This is a genomic window from Oleiphilus sp. HI0123, from assembly GCF_001635315.1.
In genome coordinates, this window is record NZ_LWGE01001781.1 from 1 (window position 1) to 1,818 (window position 1,818).

Sequence of the window (1,818 nt, forward strand, 5' to 3'; positions counted from 1 at the left end):
TGCGCTAGAACCCACAGGACAGTATAGATAGTCAGGTTCGGGAATTAACTGAGCATCAATTTGCATTTTCAGTTCAAAAGCAGCATTGACGAAGCCGAGGCAGCCAACAACATTTGAGCCTCCTGCGAACAAGCTATAAGTCTGCCTTTTCTCAAACAAGCTTCGTTGATAAAAATGGAAAGCCGTTTTAGCGATCGTTTTTCTGTAGTCCAGTTTTGCACCAAGTTCCCACATTAGCCGAAGATTGTTAAGAACGGTGTCTGATATGGCCTGATCGAATAATATAATGTTGGTAGAAAGCTTGTACTTACTGCCAAAATAAGTGGTCGCAACGCCATGATTACTGCCGATTGCTCCAAATGTTAAAATACGCTTCTTGTTCGCTTCCAACGCATCGGCGAGGATGAACTCAAGCTTCCTAACTTTATTTCCTCCGTATTCTGAGTGACTTAAATCGTCTCTTTTTATCCATATATTAGAAGGAGGTCCTCCAAATTTTGTGATAGGTGCAGGAAGGTCTGCAAAATTCAAGCAAGGACAGGCACTTTTAAGTTCCGGGAAATGTTCAAAAATAGCTTTGTTCATCGTATTATTGTTGTTTGTTGTACTAATGTTGATAAGTATTGTGTTTGATAATAAATATTAGAGCTGCGCTAGCGTAGAATTATTCTTTAGGTATTTATTGACATATTGCGACCTTAAAGGCCGCTTGGGCAAAATTCGTAGTTCTTGTATACTTGAATGATTAGCTTTCGACACTTTTTACGTAAAATTAAGGCAAGGTTTGTTATGCAAAAGATAAGGTTTATAGCAATTACTGCTTTGTCTGTATTGTTAAGTGCATGTGCCGCAGTGTATCACGCGGCGGAAGAAGGGAATTCAGGGTATAGGGATCTAAAAGCTGGGAAAGGGATTTTTTATGTGGAGTATACCGAGAGTGCGAATCGTAGTTGGGAAACGATTCATGGCTTTGCACTAAAGCGCTGTGCTGAAATAGCAAAAGAAAATGGTTACAAATATTTCGACGTCTTGTCTAAAGATGAAAAAGAAGTCTATCTTGAAAGCGATATAGATCAGATAAATGTGGCAAGTCTGGGAGGGGGAGCTCCTGGCAGTTGGAATATACCGGTTAGCAGTTCTTATTCTGTGGAAGGCGTTAAGGTCGAAGGGCGCCGTGTAACCTATAAGATACAACTATCAAATCAATGAGAAAATAATAATGGCAAATGAGCGCCGACGGACAGAACGGCATAATTGGTTGCGTTTGGAATCTAGTGTTTACATTAAACGAAGCCTTTTTAAAAAGGAATGGATACCTGTTGTACCTTTTGACTTCAGTCGTTATGGCATGGGGATTCAGACTGACGAGGTCTATCACTTAGGGGACGAAGTAGTTCTATCCCTAAAGTTGTTAAAAGAGGATGTAGAAGTTGAGTTGCCTTTGCTTAAAGGGCTTGTTCGATATAAAGAAAAGCACCATAGCCGATTTAATTACGGTGTTGAGTTTAGTTTTGCCTCTAAGCATGACAAGTTAAAGATTAATGATGAACTGGTTGCAATTGAACAGATTTTGAGAAGGTTCGAAAATGACAGAGCCGCGTCGACAGAGGGTAGCTTAGATAGCTCTTCGACTGCGGGAGCCCCGGGTGGCTAAGCTGAAAGATTATGTGACGGGTGCGCTGCTTGTTTGTCTTGTTTTTTTAGGCCTAATTCTTTTTGCCTTGTATGACAAAAGTGCACCCAACGAGCACCAAAAGCCTGATTATAATTTTAGTTCCGATTGCGATATTAGTGCCGATGACTGTCGTTTGCACCTAT

3 protein-coding genes are annotated in these 1,818 nt (G+C 40.7%); 2 read left to right on the forward strand and 1 reads right to left on the reverse strand.

The annotated features are described in order from the left end of the window. A partial coding sequence (locus A3761_RS23995) for a pyridoxal-phosphate dependent enzyme (protein WP_156492083.1) occupies window positions 1–585 on the reverse strand: 585 nt, incomplete at its 3' end. A gap of 204 nt (window positions 586–789) precedes the next feature. Here A3761_RS23995 and A3761_RS24000 point away from each other — a divergent pair. Together A3761_RS24000 and A3761_RS24005 are read left to right on the forward strand one after the other, a co-directional pair. Then, the gene (locus A3761_RS24000; protein WP_068511421.1) at window positions 790–1,209 is read left to right on the forward strand and encodes a hypothetical protein; all 420 of its coding nucleotides are present in this window, start codon (window positions 790–792) and stop codon (window positions 1,207–1,209) included. A 10-nt stretch (window positions 1,210–1,219) separates the two neighbouring features. Next, window positions 1,220–1,654, forward strand: coding sequence for a PilZ domain-containing protein (locus A3761_RS24005; protein ID WP_068511419.1), 435 nt, complete (start codon window positions 1,220–1,222; stop codon window positions 1,652–1,654). Window positions 1,655–1,818: the final 164 nt, after the last annotated feature.